Source organism: Paenibacillus sp. GQ49 (genome assembly GCF_059759055.1).
In genome coordinates this window covers 38,958-60,338 of record NZ_JCAXEL010000030.1, presented here as the reverse complement: position 1 = coordinate 60,338, position 21,381 = coordinate 38,958, and the positions used below count along the sequence as shown (strand labels likewise).

The 21,381-nt window shown below is 46.4% G+C and carries 21 protein-coding genes; 15 read left to right on the top strand and 6 right to left on the bottom strand.

Annotated features, from left to right (window positions below):
* Positions 1–32: 32 nt before the first annotated feature.
* From AC6CIF_RS30280 to AC6CIF_RS30230, 11 genes are all read left to right on the top strand, one after another.
* Positions 33–902 (top strand): GyrI-like domain-containing protein, encoded by an 870-nt coding sequence (locus AC6CIF_RS30280; RefSeq protein ID WP_498202597.1) that lies wholly within the window; start codon positions 33–35, stop codon positions 900–902.
* Between the two features lie 41 nt (positions 903–943).
* Complete coding sequence (locus AC6CIF_RS30275; RefSeq protein WP_498202596.1) at positions 944–1,231, top strand: VanZ family protein; 288 nt, start codon at positions 944–946, stop codon at positions 1,229–1,231.
* Positions 1,204–1,401: a VanZ family protein gene (locus AC6CIF_RS30270; protein WP_498202595.1), complete on the top strand. Its 198-nt coding sequence runs from the start codon at positions 1,204–1,206 to the stop codon at positions 1,399–1,401. The genes AC6CIF_RS30275 and AC6CIF_RS30270 overlap by 28 nt, the downstream gene beginning before the upstream one ends.
* A gap of 329 nt (positions 1,402–1,730) precedes the next feature.
* Entirely contained in the window at positions 1,731–3,422 is a 1,692-nt protein-coding gene (locus tag AC6CIF_RS30265; protein ID WP_498202594.1) for a glycoside hydrolase family 13 protein, read from the top strand.
* A gap of 97 nt (positions 3,423–3,519) precedes the next feature.
* A complete protein-coding gene (locus AC6CIF_RS30260; RefSeq protein ID WP_017688878.1) occupies positions 3,520–4,212 on the top strand; it encodes a metal-dependent hydrolase in 693 nt (230 codons plus the stop codon).
* 238 nt (positions 4,213–4,450) lie between these two features.
* Positions 4,451–5,806, top strand: coding sequence for a C4-dicarboxylate transporter DctA (gene dctA / locus AC6CIF_RS30255; RefSeq protein ID WP_498202593.1), 1,356 nt, complete (start codon positions 4,451–4,453; stop codon positions 5,804–5,806).
* 374 nt (positions 5,807–6,180) lie between these two features.
* The gene (gene treC, locus AC6CIF_RS30250; RefSeq protein ID WP_498202592.1) at positions 6,181–7,902 is read left to right on the top strand and encodes an alpha,alpha-phosphotrehalase; all 1,722 of its coding nucleotides are present in this window, start codon (positions 6,181–6,183) and stop codon (positions 7,900–7,902) included.
* A 28-nt stretch (positions 7,903–7,930) separates the two neighbouring features.
* The gene (gene treP, locus AC6CIF_RS30245) at positions 7,931–9,949 is read left to right on the top strand and encodes a PTS system trehalose-specific EIIBC component (protein WP_498202591.1); all 2,019 of its coding nucleotides are present in this window, start codon (positions 7,931–7,933) and stop codon (positions 9,947–9,949) included.
* 228 nt (positions 9,950–10,177) lie between these two features.
* Positions 10,178–11,026 carry a chemotaxis protein gene (locus AC6CIF_RS30240; RefSeq protein WP_498202590.1) on the top strand — a complete coding sequence of 283 codons (849 nt, stop codon included), beginning with the start codon at positions 10,178–10,180 and terminating at the stop codon, positions 11,024–11,026.
* Positions 11,027–11,188: 162 nt separating this feature from the next.
* Positions 11,189–11,452, top strand: a complete 264-nt coding sequence (locus tag AC6CIF_RS30235; protein ID WP_047842665.1) for a zinc/iron-chelating domain-containing protein — start codon at positions 11,189–11,191, stop codon at positions 11,450–11,452.
* A 77-nt stretch (positions 11,453–11,529) separates the two neighbouring features.
* A complete protein-coding gene (locus AC6CIF_RS30230; protein WP_017688872.1) occupies positions 11,530–11,733 on the top strand; it encodes a hypothetical protein in 204 nt (67 codons plus the stop codon).
* A gap of 128 nt (positions 11,734–11,861) precedes the next feature.
* Here the strand turns inward: AC6CIF_RS30230 and AC6CIF_RS30225 are convergent, their stop codons facing one another.
* From AC6CIF_RS30225 to AC6CIF_RS30215, 3 genes are all read right to left on the bottom strand, one after another.
* Complete coding sequence (locus AC6CIF_RS30225) at positions 11,862–12,020, bottom strand: hypothetical protein (RefSeq protein WP_498202589.1); 159 nt, start codon at positions 12,018–12,020, stop codon at positions 11,862–11,864.
* 25 nt (positions 12,021–12,045) lie between these two features.
* Complete coding sequence (locus AC6CIF_RS30220; protein ID WP_498202588.1) at positions 12,046–13,356, bottom strand: MFS transporter; 1,311 nt, start codon at positions 13,354–13,356, stop codon at positions 12,046–12,048.
* 77 nt (positions 13,357–13,433) lie between these two features.
* A complete protein-coding gene (locus AC6CIF_RS30215; RefSeq protein WP_076217042.1) occupies positions 13,434–14,138 on the bottom strand; it encodes an O-methyltransferase in 705 nt (234 codons plus the stop codon).
* 137 nt (positions 14,139–14,275) lie between these two features.
* On the opposite strand from AC6CIF_RS30215, the gene AC6CIF_RS30210 reads away from it, so the two are divergent.
* Entirely contained in the window at positions 14,276–15,172 is an 897-nt protein-coding gene (locus tag AC6CIF_RS30210; protein ID WP_498202587.1) for a LysR family transcriptional regulator, read from the top strand.
* A 127-nt stretch (positions 15,173–15,299) separates the two neighbouring features.
* On the opposite strand, the gene AC6CIF_RS30205 is transcribed toward AC6CIF_RS30210, so the two are convergent.
* Together AC6CIF_RS30205 and AC6CIF_RS30200 are read right to left on the bottom strand one after the other, a co-directional pair.
* Entirely contained in the window at positions 15,300–16,016 is a 717-nt protein-coding gene (locus AC6CIF_RS30205) for a YoaK family protein (protein WP_498202586.1), read from the bottom strand.
* A gap of 85 nt (positions 16,017–16,101) precedes the next feature.
* Positions 16,102–16,791, bottom strand: coding sequence for an alpha/beta hydrolase family protein (locus tag AC6CIF_RS30200; protein ID WP_498202602.1), 690 nt, complete (start codon positions 16,789–16,791; stop codon positions 16,102–16,104).
* Between the two features lie 433 nt (positions 16,792–17,224).
* Here AC6CIF_RS30200 and AC6CIF_RS30195 point away from each other — a divergent pair, with 433 nt between their 5' ends.
* Together AC6CIF_RS30195 and AC6CIF_RS30190 are read left to right on the top strand one after the other, a co-directional pair.
* On the top strand, positions 17,225–17,968 hold the full coding sequence (locus AC6CIF_RS30195; RefSeq protein WP_036608962.1) for a GTP pyrophosphokinase: 744 nt from the start codon (positions 17,225–17,227) through the stop codon (positions 17,966–17,968).
* A 6-nt stretch (positions 17,969–17,974) separates the two neighbouring features.
* Entirely contained in the window at positions 17,975–19,210 is a 1,236-nt protein-coding gene (locus AC6CIF_RS30190; protein WP_498202585.1) for a multidrug effflux MFS transporter, read from the top strand.
* Positions 19,211–19,347: 137 nt separating this feature from the next.
* On the opposite strand, the gene AC6CIF_RS30185 is transcribed toward AC6CIF_RS30190, so the two are convergent.
* Positions 19,348–19,998 carry a hypothetical protein gene (locus AC6CIF_RS30185; protein WP_498202584.1) on the bottom strand — a complete coding sequence of 217 codons (651 nt, stop codon included), beginning with the start codon at positions 19,996–19,998 and terminating at the stop codon, positions 19,348–19,350.
* A gap of 233 nt (positions 19,999–20,231) precedes the next feature.
* On the opposite strand from AC6CIF_RS30185, the gene AC6CIF_RS30180 reads away from it, so the two are divergent.
* A complete protein-coding gene (locus AC6CIF_RS30180; RefSeq protein WP_498202583.1) occupies positions 20,232–21,224 on the top strand; it encodes an iron-hydroxamate ABC transporter substrate-binding protein in 993 nt (330 codons plus the stop codon).
* The last annotated feature ends 157 nt before the right edge of the window (positions 21,225–21,381 follow it).

Sequence of the window (21,381 nt, the reverse complement as noted above, 5' to 3'; positions counted from 1 at the left end):
GATATTTTGAATTAGATAGGGGAGCCGTCACTATGGATCATTACACACGAATTCAGCATGCTATTGAATATTTGGAGCAGCATTTGCAAGATGATTTTAATATCAGAGAGACGTCCGCTGCTGCGAGCTTTTCGGCGTTTCATTTTCAACGTTTATTCCAGGCCATCACGGGATTCACAGTACTGGAATACGTGCGCAGACGCAGATTAACGGAGGCTGCAGGGATGTTGCGGGGCACATCGGAAGGCATATTGGACATTGCGATGAGCTTTGGCTATCAATCTCAAGAGGCTTTTACCCGTGCATTTTCAGCCTACTTTGGAATGACACCGGCGAAGTTGCGTAAGCTGGAAGTGGATCAGTTGTCTCTTCTGAAGATGCAACAGAGCATTGATTTTAACGATTATCGAACTCGGCTTGATGGAACTTTCCACATGAACACACCCCGTCTGGTCACACGGGAACCGAACTGGATTGTCGGCTATGAATATAAGACCAACCTGAATGACAATCAGCATTATGCTGAAATACCCGGATTTTATCACGATTTTGGCATGGAACAGAAATTCATGGCGATTCCGGAGAGGACACGCCCTGATATGGCTTATGGTGTGGCCTGTCATTTTGAAGAGGATGGAGCATTTTCTTTTATTGTGGGTGAAGAAAGCAGTGGAGCATCGCAGGTACTTGAACCCGGTTTTACTTCGATTGAAATTCCGGGCGGCTTGTATGCGGAGTTCACCGTGGAAGGCTCCGGGCAGGATATTCGGAAAATGATCTATGGCAGCTGGTTGCCGCAGTCTAACTATGAACGGAGGGAAGGACCAGACTTTGAAGTGACGGATGTCTGGAAATCGACCCCTGAACAACTGGACATGAAGATCTATATCCCGTTAAAATAGACCTTACCGCTTCGCGGAATTCAAGGTCGGAGGACGGATGAATGAGCGAAAAGTCATGGCTTCACTCCAAGTGGATGCTGACCATTGTTGCTTGCATGGCAGTCCTTTACATACTGATTATGGGCATTTTACTGTTTGTCAGTGGACGAACACCTAGCATGTATTATCAATATAATCTCGTACCCTTCGAGACGATTCGTCCACTTCTTATGGAGAGGGAGAGGTACAATACTGATACCTGGGTCAAAAACCTGTTTGGCAATATCGTATTGTTCATTCCGCTGGTATCTGGATTCCATGGTTGTTTCGGAGGTGTCGTTCGTTCCTGACATTTACATCTACAGTTGTTTTGCTTCTGCTGGGTGTTGAGGTCACACAATTGATTACACGTGTAGGTTCGTTTGATGTGGATGACATTATTCTGAACACGATCGGTGCCTGGATAGGGTACGCCGGATTTAAGTTAATCTTATGTTCACAAAAAAGGACTCGGAATTGAACCGCAGATCGCGGTCCATGGCCGGGTCTTTTTGCATAAGATACCTTTCAAATGTTTACAAGGGAATCATTTCGGATAAAACATATTAACGGCTTAATACAGTGAGCAGAGATTATATATATAAATTGAACTAAACATTTACACGAAACGGAGAGGACAGAAATAACCTGAGGAAGCGAAGCGTTCGCCTTTATCCGCGGATTTTCCCCTTATAAGGGGAATTCATAAAATCTGGGGATAACAGCGATCAGAAGGTTGTTCTGTCATCGGAGTGTCCAGTGTAAATATTCTTTAGTTCAATTTATATAGTAGACAATGATGAGAGCGAGGTGGGCGATATCGTTTGGTGGAAAGAGAGTGTGGTATACCAGATTTACCCGAGCAGCTTTAAAGATTCGGACGGGGATGGATATGGCGATTTGCAGGGGATCTATGAGAAGCTCGATTATTTGGAGAATTTGGGCGTAGATGTGATCTGGCTCTGTCCCATTTACGATTCACCAGGACATGATAACGGATATGATATCCGGGATTATTACGGCATTTTACTCAAGTATGGCACGATGGAGGATTTTGATCGATTATTGGCAGAGGCACACAAGCGTGGTCTTAAGATCATGATGGACCTGGTGCTGAATCATACGTCAGATGAACATGCTTGGTTTGCTGAATCGCGTTCGTCAAAGATGAATCCGAAGCGGGATTATTATATTTGGCGTTCAGGCAAAAATGGGCAGGTGCCGAATAATTGGGAGTCCTATTTTGGGGGTTCGGTGTGGAAGCATGATCCCGAGACAAATGAATATTATCTGCATCTGTATTCAGAACAACAACCCGATCTCAACTGGAACAATGCACAGATGGCAGAAGAGATGTATGAGATGGTGCATTGGTGGCTGGAAAAAGGGGTCGACGGATTTCGTTTCGATGCAGTAGCGCATATCGCCAAGGCAGAGGGTCTGCCAAGTGCTCACAATCCGGATAATCTGCCGGTAGTTCCAGCGTATCAGCTCTTTTCCAACTTGGAACAGGTACACTCGATCTTGAAGAAGCTGAATAACATGATCCTGAAACCTTACGGACCCATGACAGTTGGCGAGACTTCGGGACTTGGGCCTGAGCAGGCCTTGGCTTATGTCGGGACGGATCGTGATGAGCTTAATATGGTATTCCAGTTTGAGCATATGTTTATCGATGCCAAATCCTCCGGAATTGGTAAATGGAATTATAAGGAATGGAAATTGACCGATCTCAAAGAAATCATGAGCCGGTGGCAAACAGTTTTGCATGGTAGAGGCTGGAACGCCAATTATATGGGCAACCATGATCAGCCACGCCCGGTTTCGCGTTTTGGTGATGACGGTAAATATCGGGTGCGTTCTGCTCAGATGCTGGCGACATGGATGCTTACACTCGAAGGGACCCCCTACATCTATCAAGGAGAAGAGATCGGCATGACCAATGTCGCTTTCCCTGATATCGAACAATACCGGGACATCGAGACCAAAAATTATTACAATCATTACATTGGTCAAGGTAAGTCGAAGCATGAAGTCATGCAGGCGATCTGGCTGAAGAGTCGCGATAATGCCCGCACGCCGATGCAATGGGATGAGACGGAACACGCAGGGTTTACCCAGGGGCAGCCGTGGATTCAGGTGAATGATAATTATCCTGAGATTAATGTGGCTGATGCCGAAAGTGATCCGCAATCCATTTTGCATTATTACCGTAAGTTGATTGCCCTTCGCAAACAACATAAAGTACTTATCTATGGTGCGTATGAACTGCTGCTACCGGATGATCCGGATATCTATGCCTATACCCGAACGCTGGATGATGAGCAGATGCTGGTCATTCTGAATTTCCGAGGGCATGAACCCGAGATGCACTGGCCGGAAGGCTGGGATTCCGAGCATGCCAAGCTGATCATCAGCAATGTCAGCAGACGTTATTCTACCGATGAAGGCGCGATTCAGCTTCAGCCGTATGAAGCAAGGGTATATCGTAAGCAGCGGTGACACGAAGGCTAGCGTAATTTTGCGTTGGTGAAGAGCTATGATTTATAATAAATAGTGGTTTCAAAATAATCAAAACATATGTCGGGAGGAATCCAAGTTGTTGAATATTACTTTCCACGGTCACTCCAGTGTACAGCTGGGCACAGAAGAAAAGTCTCTGATCATTGATCCCTTCCTGCGTGGCAACGAGCTTGCCGTCACGAAGCCTGAAGATATTAAGACCGATGTTGTGTTGCTGACACATGCACATATGGATCACATCCTCGATGCTGAGCCTATTGCCAAAGCGAATAACGCCAAAGTTGTGGCTATTGTGGAATTGGCTACATATATGTCCTGGAAAGGTCTGGATACACTCGGCATGAACATGGGCGGAACGGTAGATCTTGATTTTGCTCAAGCCAAAATGATTCAGGCGTTCCATACTTCCGGGATTGTGCTCGAAGAAGAACAACGGATCATGTATGCAGGTTTGCCTGCTGGATATATCATTAATATTGGTGGTAAAACGATTTTGCATGCCGGAGACACAAGTCTCTTTGGGGATATGAAAATGATCGGTGATCGTCATGATATTGATGTAGCTTTCTTGCCGATTGGTGGACATTTCACCATGGGACCTGAGGATGCGCTGCAAGCGGCCGAATGGTTTAATGCCAAACTGACGATTCCGGTTCATTATGATACGTTCCCGGTAATTCGTCAGGATGCGGAACACTTCGTGCAACAACTGGCTGCAAAAGGGTTGGAAGGCCGTGTGCTCGCCCCCGGAGAATCTATTACCCTGTGATGCACATTTAACCGCTGTTCAATAATAAATGGATTGATGGATAAAGACGAATATCATGTCAAGATAACTGACGTGATATTCGTCTTTTTTCGGTTTCAGGTTCAACTTTTACCGATAGAGTTGGTACAAATGACAAAAATATTGAAATTCCATTGTTGAACTCCCATTTAGAATGATATAAAAAGTTACACGGAAACCAAACGGAAATCCGAATTGACCGCAAACAGGGGGAGCGTTCATGTCATTTATGAAATCATTATTTTTTCAAATTATTGTAGCGGTAATCATCGGGATTGGCGTAGGCATCCTGTGGCCGGATCTGGGTAGCTTGCTGCAACCGCTCGGAACAGGTTTCATCAAATTGATCAAGATGATCATCGCACCACTGATTTTCATGGTGATTGTAACAGGCATTGCCAAAATCGGTGATCTGAAGTCGGTAGGTCGCATCGGACTGAAAGCCATCGTGTGGTTCGAGATTGCAACTACAGTGGCGCTGGTACTTGGATTGGGAACAGCCAATCTGCTTCGCCCAGGTGCTGGAATGAACGTGGACCCTTCAACCATAGACGCAAGCGGAATTGAAGCAAAAACCAATGGTTCCGAGTTACCGCATACGGTAGACTTTATCATGAATATTATTCCGACAAGTGTTGTGGATGCCTTTGCACAAAATGCACTTCTGCAAGTACTGCTCGTGGCCTGCCTGTTCGGGGTTGCCCTGGCAGCAACCGAGAGTAAGGCAAAAGAGAATGTACTGACGCTGATTGAGAACTTGCTCGGCATTGTGTTCCGTATCATCGGTTATATCATGAAACTCGCGCCAATTGGTGCATTTGGAGCCATGGCTTACACGGTAGGTGCCTATGGGGCATCCACATTAACGTCCTTTGGTCTGCTGATTCTGGCCTGCTACGGGGCAGCGCTGCTGTTTCTGGTCATGCTGGCATTGGCTGCCTGGTGGATCACCGGGCTGAATTTCCTGCAATTTGTGAAATATACCCGTTCTGAAGTGATGCTGGCGATTGGAACCGGATCATCAGAAGTGGTGATGCCACGCATGATGGACAAACTAACCAAGGCGGGTTGTGATCGTGCGGTTGTGGGTCTTGTGGTGCCGACGGGGTACTCGTTTAATCTGGATGGCGCTTCGATCTATTTATCCTTGGCTACAGTTTTTGTTGCTCAGGCCGTAGGGATTGAACTGACATTGATGCAGCAAATTACGATTTTGCTGGTGTTGATGTTAAGTTCCAAAGGCATGGCAGGAGTACCTGGCTCCGCATTCTTGGCCCTGTCCGCAACGGCAGTGGCTGTCAATGCTTTTCCGGTAGCAGCGGTTGCTCTGCTGCTTGGTGCAGATCGTTTCATGGATACAATGCGTGTATTCACCAACTTGATGGGCAACTGTGTCGCAGCATTTGTGGTGGCAAAATGGGAAGGTCTGCTGGATCAAAAGCGAATGCGTGCCGTACTCTCTGGTGAGATCAGTGCTGCTGAACTGGAAAGAGAAGAGCAAGCTGCACTATCTCTATTGAAGTTGAATATGCAGGATAAACAAGGGAAAGCCGTAGTTTCACCGGAGATGTCGTAAGAGGCGTGTCTCCGCTGTGATGATGAAGTCAAGTGACAGCAACCCTATAATAACAATCCATTACAACAGTAAAAATATTAGAATACATTTAAAAAGTTCAACCAAGTTCAACCAAAGAGACCGTCTGTTGCCCACTCCGATCGTGGGAAGAACAGACGGTTTCTTGTTGTCCCAATACAGATATCATGGAGTTTACGAACGCAGGTTCCAAAATAAATGTTACAGAGGAAAGATTTATGGGGAATGTGTAGAAGAGGCGAAGAATATACATATTATAGTTTCAACTTGTATATACATGTTTACTTATGTAATATAGATATGAAGTTAGCCGAGAACATCACATAAGAGCATTACAATTTATTGGAGGCGTTAACATGAGTTCTAATAACACAACTCCGTCATCTTGGTGGAAGACATCAACGGTGTATCAGGTATATCCGAAGAGTTTTAATGATACAACCGGATCGGGTACTGGAGATATTCGTGGATTAACCGAGAAGCTTGATTATTTGCAGCATCTGGGTATCGATATTGTGTGGTTGCAGCCGGTATATGTATCCCCGCAGCATGATAATGGATATGACGTAGCGGACTATTACCGGATTAATCCGGATTATGGGACGATGGAGGATTTTGACGAACTGCTGAAAGGTCTGAAGGCTCGTGATATGAAACTGATGATTGATATCGTGGTGAATCACTCCTCGACCGATCATGAGTGGTTCCAGCAATCCCGTTCTTCCAAGGATAATCCGTATCGGGATTATTATATTTGGAAAGATCCTGCCCCGGATGGCGGTGTGCCAAACAACTGGCAATCCAAGTTCGGTGGGCCCGCGTGGCAGTATGATGAACAGACGGGACAATATTTCCTGACTTTATTTGATAAAACGCAGGCAGATCTGAATTGGGAGAATGAAGAAGTACGCAAAGCTGTACGGGATATGATCAAGTTCTGGGCGGAAAAAGGTGTGGATGGTTTCCGTATGGACGTGATTAACCTGATCTCCAAAGACCAGCGTTTCCCTGATGATGATGGTAGCGTTTCACCGGGTGATGGACGCAAATACTACACGGATGGACCACGTGTGCATGAGTACATTACCGAGATGTATGAAGAAGTATTCGGGCCTTACAACATGGTGACTGTAGGGGAAATGTCTTCCACAACACTGGAACATTGTATTCAATATTCGAACCCGACTTCCCGGGAGTTTTCGATGACGTTTAACTTCCATCACCTGAAAGTGGATTATCCGAATGGTCAGAAGTGGGAACTGATGCCGTATGATTTCGAACCGATGAAGCAGCTCTTCAGTGAGTGGCAAACTGGCATGCAGGCCGGTGGAGGTTGGAACGCGCTGTTCCTTAATAACCATGATCAGCCGCGGGCACTATCCCGATTCGCCGATGATGGTGATTATCGTGCCGAGAGTGCGAAGATGCTTGCAACAACGATACACGGCATGCAAGGTACACCTTATGTCTACCAGGGAGAAGAGATCGGCATGCCGAATCCAGTCTGGAATGACGTTAGTGAGTTCCGCGATATCGAATCAACGAACATGTACCGCTTGCTTCAGGAAGAAAGAGGTAAATCCGCTGAAGAAGCTTTCAACATTGTAAAAGAGCGTTCCCGGGACAACTCCCGCACACCGATGCAGTGGAATGGAAGTCAGAATGCAGGCTTCACTACGGGAACACCTTGGCTGAAGGTGGATGAGCGGTATCCTTCCATTCACGTGGAACAGCAGTTGGCTGATCCAGATTCGATCTACTATCACTACCGCAAATTGATTGCCCTGCGTAAACAGGTTAACGTGCTGATCGACGGTCTGTATGAACGATTGGACGATGCACACCCGGATGTATTCGCCTACGCACGGACCAATGGAAGTGAATCCCTGATTGTTGTATCCAACTTCAGTAAACGAGACGTCACGTTCTCGCTTCCGGAAGCAGTCTGGAATGATCACATTGCAGGCAAATCAGCAGAGTTACTCATAGGAAATACGGAGGCAGACCCTGCGCTGACGCAGGAAATCTCTCTCAGTCCGTATGCATCCTATATGTGGCTTGTGCCACAACAGGACTAATCACATTTTATAAATAGGAAGTGACACTATGGCAATCGATAAAAAACAGGTTGAGGAGATCGTCCGGGCAGTCGGTGGCAAAGAGAATATTGAAGCTGCTACACACTGTGTTACACGACTCCGGTTTGCCTTGTACGATGAGAGTAAAGTGGATACTGAAAGTCTGGATCAGAATGATCTGGTTAAAGGACAATTCTCTTCCCAAGGACAATTCCAGGTCGTTATTGGGCCTGGTCTGGTAGATAAAGTCTATGATGAGATGATTCAGATTACCGGGGGAGATCGTTCTTCCAAGGATGATGTGAAGGCGGTTGCTGGTAAAAAGCAAAATCCAATCCAGCGAGCGATCAAAACACTCTCGGATATTTTCATTCCGATCTTGCCTGCAATCATTACGGCAGGTCTTTTGCTCGGGATTAACAATATTCTGACAGGTCCAGGCATTTTCTTTGATGGAAAATCACTGGTGGATGTTTATCCAGCCTGGAAGGATCTTGCGTCCATTATTAATACGATTGCAAGTACAGCCTTCACGTTCCTGCCGGCTCTAATTGGTTGGGCAGCTGTAAAAAGGTTCGGCGGCAGTCCGCTGCTCGGGATCGTGCTGGGTCTCATTCTGGTACATCCCGATCTGCTGAGTGCATACGGTTACGCTGATGCTGTGAATAATGGCACGGTGCCAACATGGAATCTGTTCGGTTGGGAGATTGAGAAGATCGGTTATCAAGGGCAGGTTCTGCCAGTACTGGTATCGGCCTATCTGCTTGCGAAGATGGAAATTTTCCTGAATAAAAGGGTACATGATTCGATTAAACTGCTGGTCGTTGCACCAGTTACGTTGCTGATTACCGGATTCCTGGCATTTACGATTATTGGACCGGTTACATTTGCTATTGCAAATGCAATTACATCTGGCTTGATCTATGTATACGATTCATACGCGGCGCTGGGTGGTCTGATCTACGGTGGTCTGTACGCTTTGCTTGTTATCACCGGTATGCATCACACGTTCCTCGCGGTCGATGTTCAGCTGATTGGTAGTCAGGGTGGTACGTTCCTGTGGCCGATGCTGGCATTGTCCAACATCGCACAAGGTTCGGCTGCACTTGCGATGATGCTTGTCCTGCGTGAGAAGAAAATGAGAGGACTTGCGGCAACGTCCTCGGTGTCGGCCTTCCTCGGGGTAACTGAGCCGGCGATCTTTGGTGTTAACATCCGTTACCGTTATCCGTTTATCTTTGGTATGATCGGTTCCGCGATTGGTGGTGTGTTGCTGACGATGAATAATGTTCAGGCAACCTCCATCGGTGTAGGTGGTGTACCGGGATTCCTGTCGATTTTCCCTGACAAATGGGGTGTCTTCTTCATCGGCATGGCGATTGTCCTGGTTGTACCATTTGTACTGACCGTCCTTTTTGGCAGAGCCAAACTGAGAAAAGAAGATCGTAGTGCAAGCAATGAAACCGTTAATGAGCCTAAAGCGGCTACATCGCAGTCTGCTTCGGGTGTTACCTCTTCAACTGCAAAAACAGATCCAAACCAGCGCACACGTAGTGCAGCTCAAGTAGGAGACGAAGCCGTGAATACACTGGAAATCATGGCGCCTTTAACAGGCCAGGCCGTGTCACTGGAGCAAGTACCTGATCCGGCTTTTGCCGAGAAACAGATGGGTGAAGGTGTAGCGATTGAACCTTCCGGCAACGTTGTTGTGGCTCCGTTTGATGCTCAGGTGGCTCATGTGATCAAAAGTAAACATGCGGTGATTCTTGAACACGCGAGTGGATTACAAGTTCTGATTCATGTCGGGATTAATACAGTATCCCTCAAGGGTGAAGGCTTCAACATGCATGTCGAAGCTGGCGAGCATGTAAAGGCTGGACAAAAGCTGTTGGAGTTTGATCGTAAGGTAATTGAAGATGCGGGATACCCGCTGATTACACCGATTATCATTCCAGATGGTCAAGATATGGTTGAACGGGTGGAAGTCACGACAGGTGATGTTACATCTAATCAAAATGGTGTGTTGAAGGTTCATCTGAAAGGTTAATTGAATACAACAACAAGAAGGGGCTGCGTGATATGCAGCTCCTTTTTGCTGTATGATCGTTATTTTCATGACGATCATGGTAAACTGTATATAAAATGGAAGAATCACATTTTTAAAATAATGGTGGTTGGAAAGGTTCTTCTGACAAAGCAAGCTTCAGGCATGTTCGAGTCGTGGCGTTCATATGGTGGAGAAAGAGTTCCTAGTCAATCGATGAGGAGGAGAGCCATGACACGTATTGCGGTGATGGTCATTCATGGGCTGGGTATGCGGAAGGATGGGTACGCGGACAAGCTGATTGCTTGTTTGCATAAGGAATTGGACAAGGTGATGGTCTTGCCTGGAGCCTCCAAACAGATGCTGGATATCGAACCTGTATATTGGGCGGATGTATTTGAGGAGCGGGAAGAGGCACTCTTTCAACAGCTCGTGAGCTCTCCGGGATTGAACTTTCAGGCGTTGCGCCGATTTGTCATCCATTACCTGGCTGATGCGGTTGCTTATCAACCGGTGGAAAATCAAGGCCATAACTACGATGCCGTACATCGAACGTTGAATCAGGCGATGCATACCCTTGCACAGCGTAATGGACCGGAAGCTCCGCTCTGTGTGGTTGCCCATAGTTTGGGTGCCGTAATCGCCAGTAACTTCTTCTACGATCTGCAATATCCCTCCAGTCGTGTGCCTGAGGTTGTGGATGTGAACTCGGCTCTGGAGCGGGGGGATACGCTGACCAATTTTTACTCCTTTGGTACAACCCTGCCCTTATGGAGTTTGCGTTACCATGACTTTAGTTGCCCAATTCAGGTGCCCTCTTCCCATGTGAATCAGTATTATGCCGGGCTGGAAGGGGAATGGGTGAACTTCTACGATCGGGATGATATTCTGGGTTATCCGTTACGCCCCATTGATCCTGCTTATGAGAAAGCGGTGAATGAAGATATTGAAGTGAACTCTGGCGGCGTGGCTATGAGTTGGAATCCGCTAAGTCATGGGGGGTATTTTTCCAATCGAAGTATGAATCGGAGAATTGCTCAGGGGCTCGCTCGAACCTGGACCTGGATAAATCGTTCATAATATAAAAGGTAGTTCAAAAAGTCCGCTTTTGATTACGAAGGATGCCTAATGGCATCATCAGCATCGAATATGGAATTCATCCCATCTTCTTGGTACTGAAAACCGGTCTTTTTGAACACGTATTGTAAGTAATATAAGTATTAAAATTAGGAGGGAATATGTATGGAATGCAGGACAGGCTGTGCCGCATGTTGTATCGCGATCTCCATATCATCACCGATACCGGGCATGGCTCATGGCAAGCCGGCAGGTGTACGTTGTGTGCAGCTTACGGATGATAATCGCTGCGGAATTTTTGGCCAAAAAGATCGTCCTGCGGTATGCAGTGGATTGCAAGCTGAGGAAGAGATGTGTGGTAACACCGATCAGGAAGCATTTGATATTCTAACCTGGTTGGAGCAAGAAACTGCACCAAAGGTAATATGAGTAGGTTGTTTTAATGAATTGGGATAATTATACTTAATAGGGAAGAAGCTCGATCAGAGAGAGGAGACGCGAATACAATGGGGCTTGTTAAACGTTTTGTATTGGTTGTTGTGAATATGATCGGAGAGTTATGGATGGGGTTTTACCGACGTAACTCGGATTATTATGACCATCAGACTTCGGAGTCCAAAAGCAAGATTGGCTATTATGCATTTATTATTGGGGCAACAGTGGTTACGGTGGGCATTGTAGGCTGGATGTACAACCGAATTTATTCATAAGTAGTCATTATGCTTAAAATTGAATGAAGCCAAATGCTGAAGTTAAGTCTGTACAAATAAAAGAGAGTATCCGCAGGATGTGACATCAAATGGATACTCTCTTTGGCATGGGATCAGACAAAATATGATCATTGAAGATAGGGTTTAGCTTTCTTTTCTTTCAACATATGTACAAGAATCATCTTCAGTACGGAAGAGACGATGAAGAAAATAAACAGGATTCGAAACAATTGATACCCGGATACAACGGAAAGATCGGCATTCACTTCATGTGCCATGATACTCATCTGATCCATCCGTTTAGCCTACCGGTTAAGATCCTGCGAGAGCCGTAGCGGAAGGTTTGGGTTCTCTGAACATGACAAAGTACATCAGTGATGAAATAACGTATAGACAGCCTGTGATGCTGAAAGTGATCGCATAACCCCAATACGTTCCGTACGTGGTGACCAGATAGGATTGGACAGGCCCCATGGTCGCCCAACCAATCATGAACGAGGTCTGCATCAATGAATTGGCAATCCCGCGGCGTTTGTCCGAGATCCGATCCACCAGTATGGCTGAATGAATGGGATTGGCTGCGTTCATCAATGCTTGTCTGAACAAGAAACTGAGTGAAGCGATGAACAACAGATTGGTGAAACCTGTTAATAGAAGGAAGGGCAGCGACATGACCTGGAAAATGACAACGGCTCTTACGCTTCCGACCTTTGCCGCCAAGGTAGGACCAATCAGCATGGATACAATCGTCATAATCTGACCAAGTGCAATTAGTAAGCTCATGCCGCTCAGAGAAACCGAGAATCGATTGGTGAAATACAGATTCAGATACGGTACAACCAGTCCGGAACCTAATCCAATTAACAACTGAGTCACTATAAACTGACCAATCAGTCGGGAATCTTTTTTCTTCGTGATCGAATCGTCCGTGCTTGGGGTATTTGTTGAACTTTCTTTTAGATCCGTATTGGGTTGAAGAACGGGTCGCGCCGGAATCGTGGTCTGCGGAGCAGCCTTACCTTCGGTTACAAATAACAGTGGAATAAATGCAGCCAGTGTTGCTGCACCACCAACAAATAAAACCGTCTGCAATCCGGTCACTTTGGCGAGTCCTGCCGTATGTAACAAATCTGCGAATACACCGCCGCCCAGGCTACCAAGCACCTGGGAAGCGAGCACAAGGGATGAATAATAACTGAACATCTTCAGCCGCTGGCTTTTCTTGACGTTTTCCGCCAGATAAGGAATGGCCAGTACTTGGAACACCCCAGCGAAAAGGCCAGAGAATACCGCGAACCAGATCAGTCCTGTAGCCGAATAATCGAAGGAGCGTCCAATCAGAAAGATTCCGCTGAATAACGCCCCGGTAATGAGTAATCGCTTGCGGCTGAACAGATCACCGCATAGACCGATAGGAACAAACATAATGGCTGTTGCGAGTGATTGAATACTTACAATCTGGCCGTTCATTGTATCATTATAGCCCAGACCCTGAATGTACAGATTGTACAAGACAGAGAACATGCCATTTCCGATCTGATACAGAATGCTAGCCAGGAAAAACAGTTGAATATTGCGGGACCAGCCGCGAATTTCATCATTTATATGTTGTAAAACTCTCAAGTGGTTCCCCCCAGTCTGCCTGTGCAGTGATTCCAGTTTAACAGGAAAGGGGAATTTGCGGAAGAATTGACCACTGTTTATTTTGGTTCAGGGGCATCAATCACACGAGCAATGACGAATCCATCGTAACCTTTGCTACCGACCGTTTGCAGTGCTGTAGCTTCAAGTCGAGGGTGATCCGCGATCAACTGCAGGAATGATCGAACGCCCTGAACTCTGGGGTCTGTGCTGTCTGTGCGGATCACTTCACCGTCCCTGACGATATTATCACCAATAATAAGACTCCCCGGCCGAGTCAGTCGCAGGGCCCATCTCAGATAATCGGGATTACTCGGTTTGTCAGCATCGATGAAGATCATATCAAACGGTTCCCTGTATTCTTCCTGTACATCGGGAAGGGTGGTTAGGGCAGGACCAACTCTCAGGTCAACCTTGTGCATCAGTCCTGCTCGTGTGAGATTGGCTCGGGCCAAGTCTGCATGGTGTGATTCCGATTCCAGTGAGACGATGCGTCCCTGTTCAGGCAGCGCTCTTGCCATCCAGATGGTACTGTATCCACCCAGTGTGCCAATTTCAAGTACACGGGATGCTCCTTGGATTTGCAGCAGGAGCTGAAGTAACTTTCCTTGATTCGGTGTTACGTCATGAGCAGGGAGTCCAGCTTCGGCATTGCTTTGCAGGGTTTGTTCCAGCAGGGCATCCGAGGGAATTAGCAGATCATTCATGTAGTCGTCGACTTGAGTCCAGGTATGCTGTAGGTCGGTTGTATTTATATTTTTCATGTTCACATGTTCCTTCCTTGTTTCTTGTATTGGATTTCATATTTCAACTATAGATGGAATTGATATATAAATAAAATATATATTATGTATGTTAATATAACTTTAGGTTATGTATTTGACGTGGAAGAGGTGTAAACATGAATCTGCATGGATTACGATTATTTCATGCCATCGTGAGATATGGCGGGGTCACTCGTGCCGCAGAGGAACTGAATATTAGTCAGCCTGCGGTATCTTCCCAGGTGAAGAAGTTTGAACGTGAATTGGGAATCCAGCTTTTTGTTTCGGAGGGAAGAAGACTGGTGCTTACGGATGCCGGGATACAGTTAACAGGTTATGCGGAACGTCTGTTCATGCTGGAGCAGGATGTCGAGAATTTTGTGCAGGATTTTCGGGAGGGCAAGAAAGGACTGATCCGTCTTACGGCAACCTACTTGCCTTCGAATTTTCTGTTGCCGGGCTGGATTGCGCGGTTTAAACAAATGCACGAGGATGTGGAGATTGTTGTGAGCACAACCAACACCCGGATGGCTTTTGACCAATTGCTTCGTTATGAGGCAGAGATTGCAGTGTATGGTGGAAGTGGCATTACACATGAAGGTGTCCAATGGGATGAATTGTTTGACGATGAGATGTGGTTTGTTGTGCACCCTGACCATCCGTATGCGGGAAAAGAAATCGAGCTGCATGAGATGGTGGCAGAACCGTTCATCATGCGTGAAGAAGGCAGTGCCACGCGTGAGCGACTCGTTTCGCTATGCACAACAAATAACCTGGCCGCTCCCCGCATTGCGCTTCAGTTCAACGGGCTGAACGAAACGATCAGTGCGGTGAAGGCAGGTTATGGGGCCAACTTTATATCTTCTTTGGTTGTGAACGAAGATGTACAGCAAGGCAGGCTGGCACGTGTGTTTGTTCGAGGTGTACTGCTGAGAAATACGGTTGCCGTATGTACACGAGCCGGGGAGGTTTTATCGCCTGCTGCACAGCATCTGGTCAAGCTTATCCGACAAGAAGCTGCTTTGATGAAATAAACAGCGTGATTGTACTTAAAACAATTTAAAGTACGTGTTCAAAAAGACCAGTTTTCAGTATCCTAAAGCGGACTTTTGAACAGCCTCTTGAAAATTGGACAGGTTGCTTCTTCTACTATTAACTTTATTAACTTTCGCTTTGTTGTGAAGTTCCCCATGCATGGAATCGGGCGTATAGGGTTACGCCGCCAATAATCAGGACAGGAATCCAGACTGCAATCATGGGCACACGGTGGAATAACAATGCGGCTGCAATGACGCCGATCAAATAGATGACAACAGCACCTGCACGAAGGTAGGAGTCTGTGGACAAGGCTTTGGTTAACGATCGGATATTGGCATGTCGCAGATTTTTGAGGATGTTTACGGTATCCTCAACCACAGCGGCCAAATTATTGGTGAGCACGGTTGTTGAGATGCCAGCAATGCCAATGCGGCGTGCCGCAGTTGTTTGCATCCCCATTGCAACGGCTAGGATGACAATTAACAGATAGGACAGTTGTTCTGAAAATGGACTAATCATGGCGATCGCGAACAGCAGGAGCAATATGCTTTCAACAGTAAATACAGCTGTGACCTTAGAAGACCAGCCATTTTTGGTCTGCACAGGTCCAACCATATGTGCTGCAATGGCATTGCCAGCAATAAAGCCGATGAGGGCTAGGAGGGACCGAAGCACGATAAATTCCTGAGCACGGGCGATGGCAATACCGAGCAGTACAATATTCCCCGTCATATTGGCTGTGAGCACATGCCCCAGTCCCAGATATCCGATCAGGTCCACCATTCCGGCAGACATACAGAGAAGCAACATGGCGTATTTCTGGAGGGTGCTTTGATTCATCCTATCCGTCCTTTCAAAAAACGTAGCCCCTCCAGTATACAGCCAAAACCCATGCATCTTCAAAATGAAATTCATCGCGCAAGACTTAAGGTGCAGCGAGCCAATCAAACATATTGTTAACCGCTGACTCATGTATTTTCTCGTGAAAATGATGATCCTGCCCGCCATAAGCGTGAAATGTGACATCCGCACCTCCCCGCTTAAGCCAGTGATACATTCGGGTTCCGTGACTATAATTCACCTGTGTATCTGATGTACCATGCATGATTAGTACGGGACAAGATAATTTGTTCGCTTTTGACAAGGGAGAACGGGCGAGATAAGCTTCCGGAACTGCGCGTGGGGAGCCACCCAACACCCGTTTCAATGTGCGCCTCAGGTCAGTTCGCTCATGGTAAGTGCGTTCCACATCGGAGACACCGCTCCAAAGAACTAACTTATGTACTTTGTCCGGTCCCTCATTATAGGCAGTTGCGGTATGTACAGCATTAATGGCTCCACGGGAGAACCCCATTAACGATATCCGAGTTGGGTCGACAAAAGGTAAACGCTGCATCAACCGATAAGCGGCATGCACATCTTCGGCATCTTTCCCGCCATACTCGTCACGACCTTCACCGCCTTCGTTGCCACGATAGGATGGGGCGAATATGATATAACCTTTATGTACAAATTGCTCAAGCCAAACGGTATTTACCCCGCCATAGCTGCCAAGTCCACCGCGACAATAGATCAGCACAGGCCATTGTTCCTGTGTGTGTGCGATATCATGCATTCTGGCAGAAGGGTAGTGGCTGGCGAGTGGTTGCAGATGTAGAGATGTATGTATGGAAGCGAATTCCGGAAAGGCAGAGGAGACAGAGCCGGCATGAGAAGTTTCATATGTCGTGATATCAGGTAATGAGCAACCTTGTGGCAGGTATAAATAAGCTTTAACCCGAAGTGTATCGGATGAATACGTCACTTGATAGAGCAGGAAAATCCACCTCTTTTATAATAATTGCGGGCCAAATGACAGGGATATTTCTATAGGATGTACGTAAAATAAGTTCCCATACCTTCCAGGCTGAATCGCCAGCCCAAATGTGAGAAATTCGTTTATTGGCTCCATATGATTTATAATGGTTCAGGAGACATGTGGATTGACCGCTTGTTCTCATATTCATAAAACTAATTTTAGTGTGCAGAAAGAAAGGGAGAAAGCCATGATGAACGCTCCACATCCAATCGATCAATTCAAGAAATTCAAATATGAAATTACCAGATTTATGATGATCTATAAATTTGCTCTGGATCAAATGGAGACCAAGATTGAAGTCCTGAAGGAAGAATTCCAGTCTTTGCATGATTACAGTCCAATTGAGCATACAAAGTCCAGACTGAAATCACCTGAGAGCATTATGAACAAGATGTTCCGCAAAAATCATGAGTTAACGTTTGAGAGCATCAAGCAAAATATCAAGGATATCGCCGGGGTACGGATTACATGTTCCTTTATCTCGGATATCTATCGCATTAAAGATATGCTGTGCAACCAGAGTGATCTGCGTGTACTGGAGGTCAAAGACTACATCGAGAATCCAAAGCCAAATGGTTACCAAAGCCTTCACCTTCTGGTGGAAGTGCCTGTGTACATGTCCAATGGTGAGGAACGAGCATGTGTGGAGATTCAGATCCGTACAATCGCGATGGATTTCTGGGCGAGTCTGGAGCATAAGATTTTTTATAAATACAATAAGGATGTTCCCGAGCATTTGACGAGAGAGTTAAAGAGTGCGGCAGATTCCGCAAATGCGCTGGATCAACAGATGGAGCGACTTCACCGGGAAATTCAGGAGATCAAGGACGCGGATAACGAGCGGGATGAAGAAGAATTACGCCGTATTATTATTAACAATCAACAGTTCACACTGCCGTCCAATCTGCTCAAGCTGCTGGGTAGCGGGGAGTAGTATTTGATGAAAAGTACAACAGCTTCATTGAACACAAACTCCACATCTCGTGTACGGATGGCTTTAATTCTGGGGACACTGTCGGCCTTTGGGCCGTTGTCCCTGGATATGTATTTACCCGCATTGCCCACGCTGGCTGATGAGTTTGGTTCATCTACTTCGTATGCTCAACTCAGTCTGACGGCGTGTATGATTGGACTTGCGGTTGGACAGTTGCTTGCCGGACCTCTAAGTGATGTGCGTGGTCGGCGAACACCGCTCATTGCAGGGCTTGTGCTCTACACTATCGCCTCCATACTTTGCCTGGTCAGCCCGACGATGGGCTCTTTTGTTGTGCTGCGGTTCATTCAGGGTGTAGCTGGAGCGGCAGGGATTGTCATCTCGCGCGCAATCGTCAGAGACGTATATTCGGGCCCTGAACTGACACGGTTCTTCTCCCTGTTAATGCTGATTAACGGTGTAGCCCCAATTGCTGCACCAATCATTGGTGGACAATTGTTGACGTATACATCGTGGCGCGGCGTATTTATTTTGCTCAGCATTATCGGAATAATGACGCTGTTGTCTGTCATTTTCGGTCTCGGGGAGACATTACCTTCCAATCGCAGATCAAGTGGTGGATTAAAGCAGACATTACTTACGTTTCGTCAAATCGCAGGGGATCGTCAGTTTATGGGTTATGCGTTAACCCAAGGATTTGTAGCTGCTGGCATGTTTGCGTACATATCAGGTTCGCCGTTTGTGCTTCAGAAAATATACGGGGTATCCCCGCAAATGTTCAGTGTATGCTTCGCCATTAACGGGTTAGGCATTATTCTGGCTAGTCAGGTTGCCGGCAGACTTGCAGGTAAGGTATCTGAAACCCGGCTGTTAATCGCGGGGCTGTTAACCGCGGCGCTCGGAGGAACTTCACTGCTCATCGCCATTCTGGCTGGAGGTAATCTAATCTCTGTACTGATTCCGCTATTTTTGGTGGTATCCAGTGTTGGGTTGGTCAATACCGCGTCCTTCGCTTTGGCGATGGCCAATCAGGAGAAATCGGCAGGCAGTGCGTCTGCGCTTATTGGTGTGATGACGTTCCTGTTCGGAGGTATTGTCGCTCCCCTCGTAGGTCTCGGGGGAGAAGGCACAGCTGTGCCAATGGGAATCGTTATTGCGTGTGCTGATCTCGGTGCATTGGTGATTTATTTCCTAATGGTCAGTAGAGGCAGGAAGCGCCAGAACGATCAAGTGTTGAGTTAAATGTACTGATTCTGCACACCTTGCGTTTATGGAGTCTTAGTAATGAAAAGGTACGTCTGGATAAAAGGACGAAAAAGAGCCTCATTTGGAAGGAATTATGCTTCCAAGCGGGGCTCTTGCTGTAGGTAAAGACAGGTTTAGCAGAGCGCAAACAAAATCTGTGTATTGGACAGTATTCCTGGCGTGAGGAACGGATAAAAGTACCCCACCACAAAACCAAACAGATTAATCGCAGGCCACATCAGGTAGACATCATTGTATGTGAAGACAAGGGACCACCGGTTATAGCAAAAGTTGGGCAGCGCACGTTCTTCGTTATCTCGTGGTGCCGCTGTACCAGTCTGTGCAAATTGCACCGCTTGAGTGAGGCTTTGCGGCTGTTGCTGGAGGAAGAGCGGAAGCAGACCCGGGCTGCTTTTGATCAGGTTATACAGAAAAAGCATTTCTGCCGGAGGCTGACCTACCGGACGAGGATAGGCACTAAGCAGGGTGGGCAGATTGCCTTGAGTCAGTTGCGCAGGTACGCCCGGTGCTGTACCCGGGATTGTACCTGGAATGCCTCCGGGGATATATGGACCGGGTCCTCCGCCTGGAATGTATGGAGGATAGGAGCCTTGACCGCCAGGTATACCCGGAAATGTCGGACCACCTGGGGTGCCGCCACCGCCACCTCCTGGGAACAGTGGAGGCAATTGAAAGGAACGGTCTTCTCCATAACTTAGATAAGGGTTATATTCGTAATACATGTACAGAACATCCTTCCTGTCGTCGTATTCTGCATTCAGCATATGGCGGCATCCGCCTATAGGTGAATGCCGCCAAGAAGATTTTATATGATCGCCTCGCCACATAATCGGATTGACAACTGAACTGATAACAATTATCATTGTCAATGGAATCGAACAAATGTACATACGGATATTATATGTATCAATAATAGTGTCAATATTTTTGAACGTTGATATCTGTCACAATAACGCCGAATAAGGTTTTCATAATGAATTGAAAGGGGATATATCAAGTGTTTAAGAGAAATAAAAAGATGATCATGCTTCTAATTACGGTGATGGTTATGTCCATCTGGTTGGCTGCGTGTGGAGCGAAGCCTGCAGAGAACGGAGCAGCAGGAGAGAACGATACAACAACGGAGACAGAGACACAAACAGAAGCCGCTACAGAGCGCACATTAACAGATGCAATGGGACACGAAGTAACAATTCCCGCAAATCCGGAGCGCATTATCGCTTCTTATCTGGAAGACAATCTGGTAACACTAGGTGTTAAGCCAGTTGCCCAATGGTCTGTAGCCAACGGAATTCAGGAATATCTACAAAAAGATCTGAATGGTATTCCAACGATTGCCTTCGATCTGCCTTTCGAAGCGGTAACTAGTTTTAACCCGGATCTGATTATTATCGGTTCCGAAAGCGTGGTTGAAGGTGAGAAATACGAACAATACAGTAAGATTGCACCGACTTTCGTGCTCGGCGATGAGATCAATAGCGACTGGCGTAAAACGTTGCTGAAAATCGGTGAGATTTTGAATAAGAGTGATGAAGCGCAAAAAGCGCTGGATGATTACGAAGTTAAAGCTACAGAAATCAAGGAAAAGATCAACAACGTTACAGGTGGAACAAGATCAGCAGCGGCCATTTGGTTGGTTAGCGGCAAGTTCTTTATTGTAAGTGATAACGTATCAAGTGGAGAAGTAATGTACAAAGAGCTTGGACTTCTAGAGCCTGAAGTTGTAAAAGAAATCTCTGCCAATGCAACAGGTAACTGGTCTTCGATCTCTATGGAGAAATTGGCGGAAATGGATGTAGACTACTTGTTCTTTGTGAATAGTGATGAAGGTACAGGCTCAGAAGCACTGAAAGATCCGGTATGGCAAAGCATCCCGGCTGTGAAAAATGGCAATTTGTTTGAATTCACCCGGTCCAGCAGCTGGCTGTATAGTGGAGTTCAAGCGAACCTTCAAATTATGGAAGACATTCAGAACAGCATCGTTAAATAAGAAATAGCCAATACGAAATGGCATGTTCAAACTCCTTGGTGCAGTGGGCACCAGGGAGTTTTTTTGTTAATTCAGCATTTTACGATATATAATAAAGAAGTAGAAACATTGTCGTATCATGAAGTAGAGTTGTCATTTGCTTCACGAGCAAGGAAGG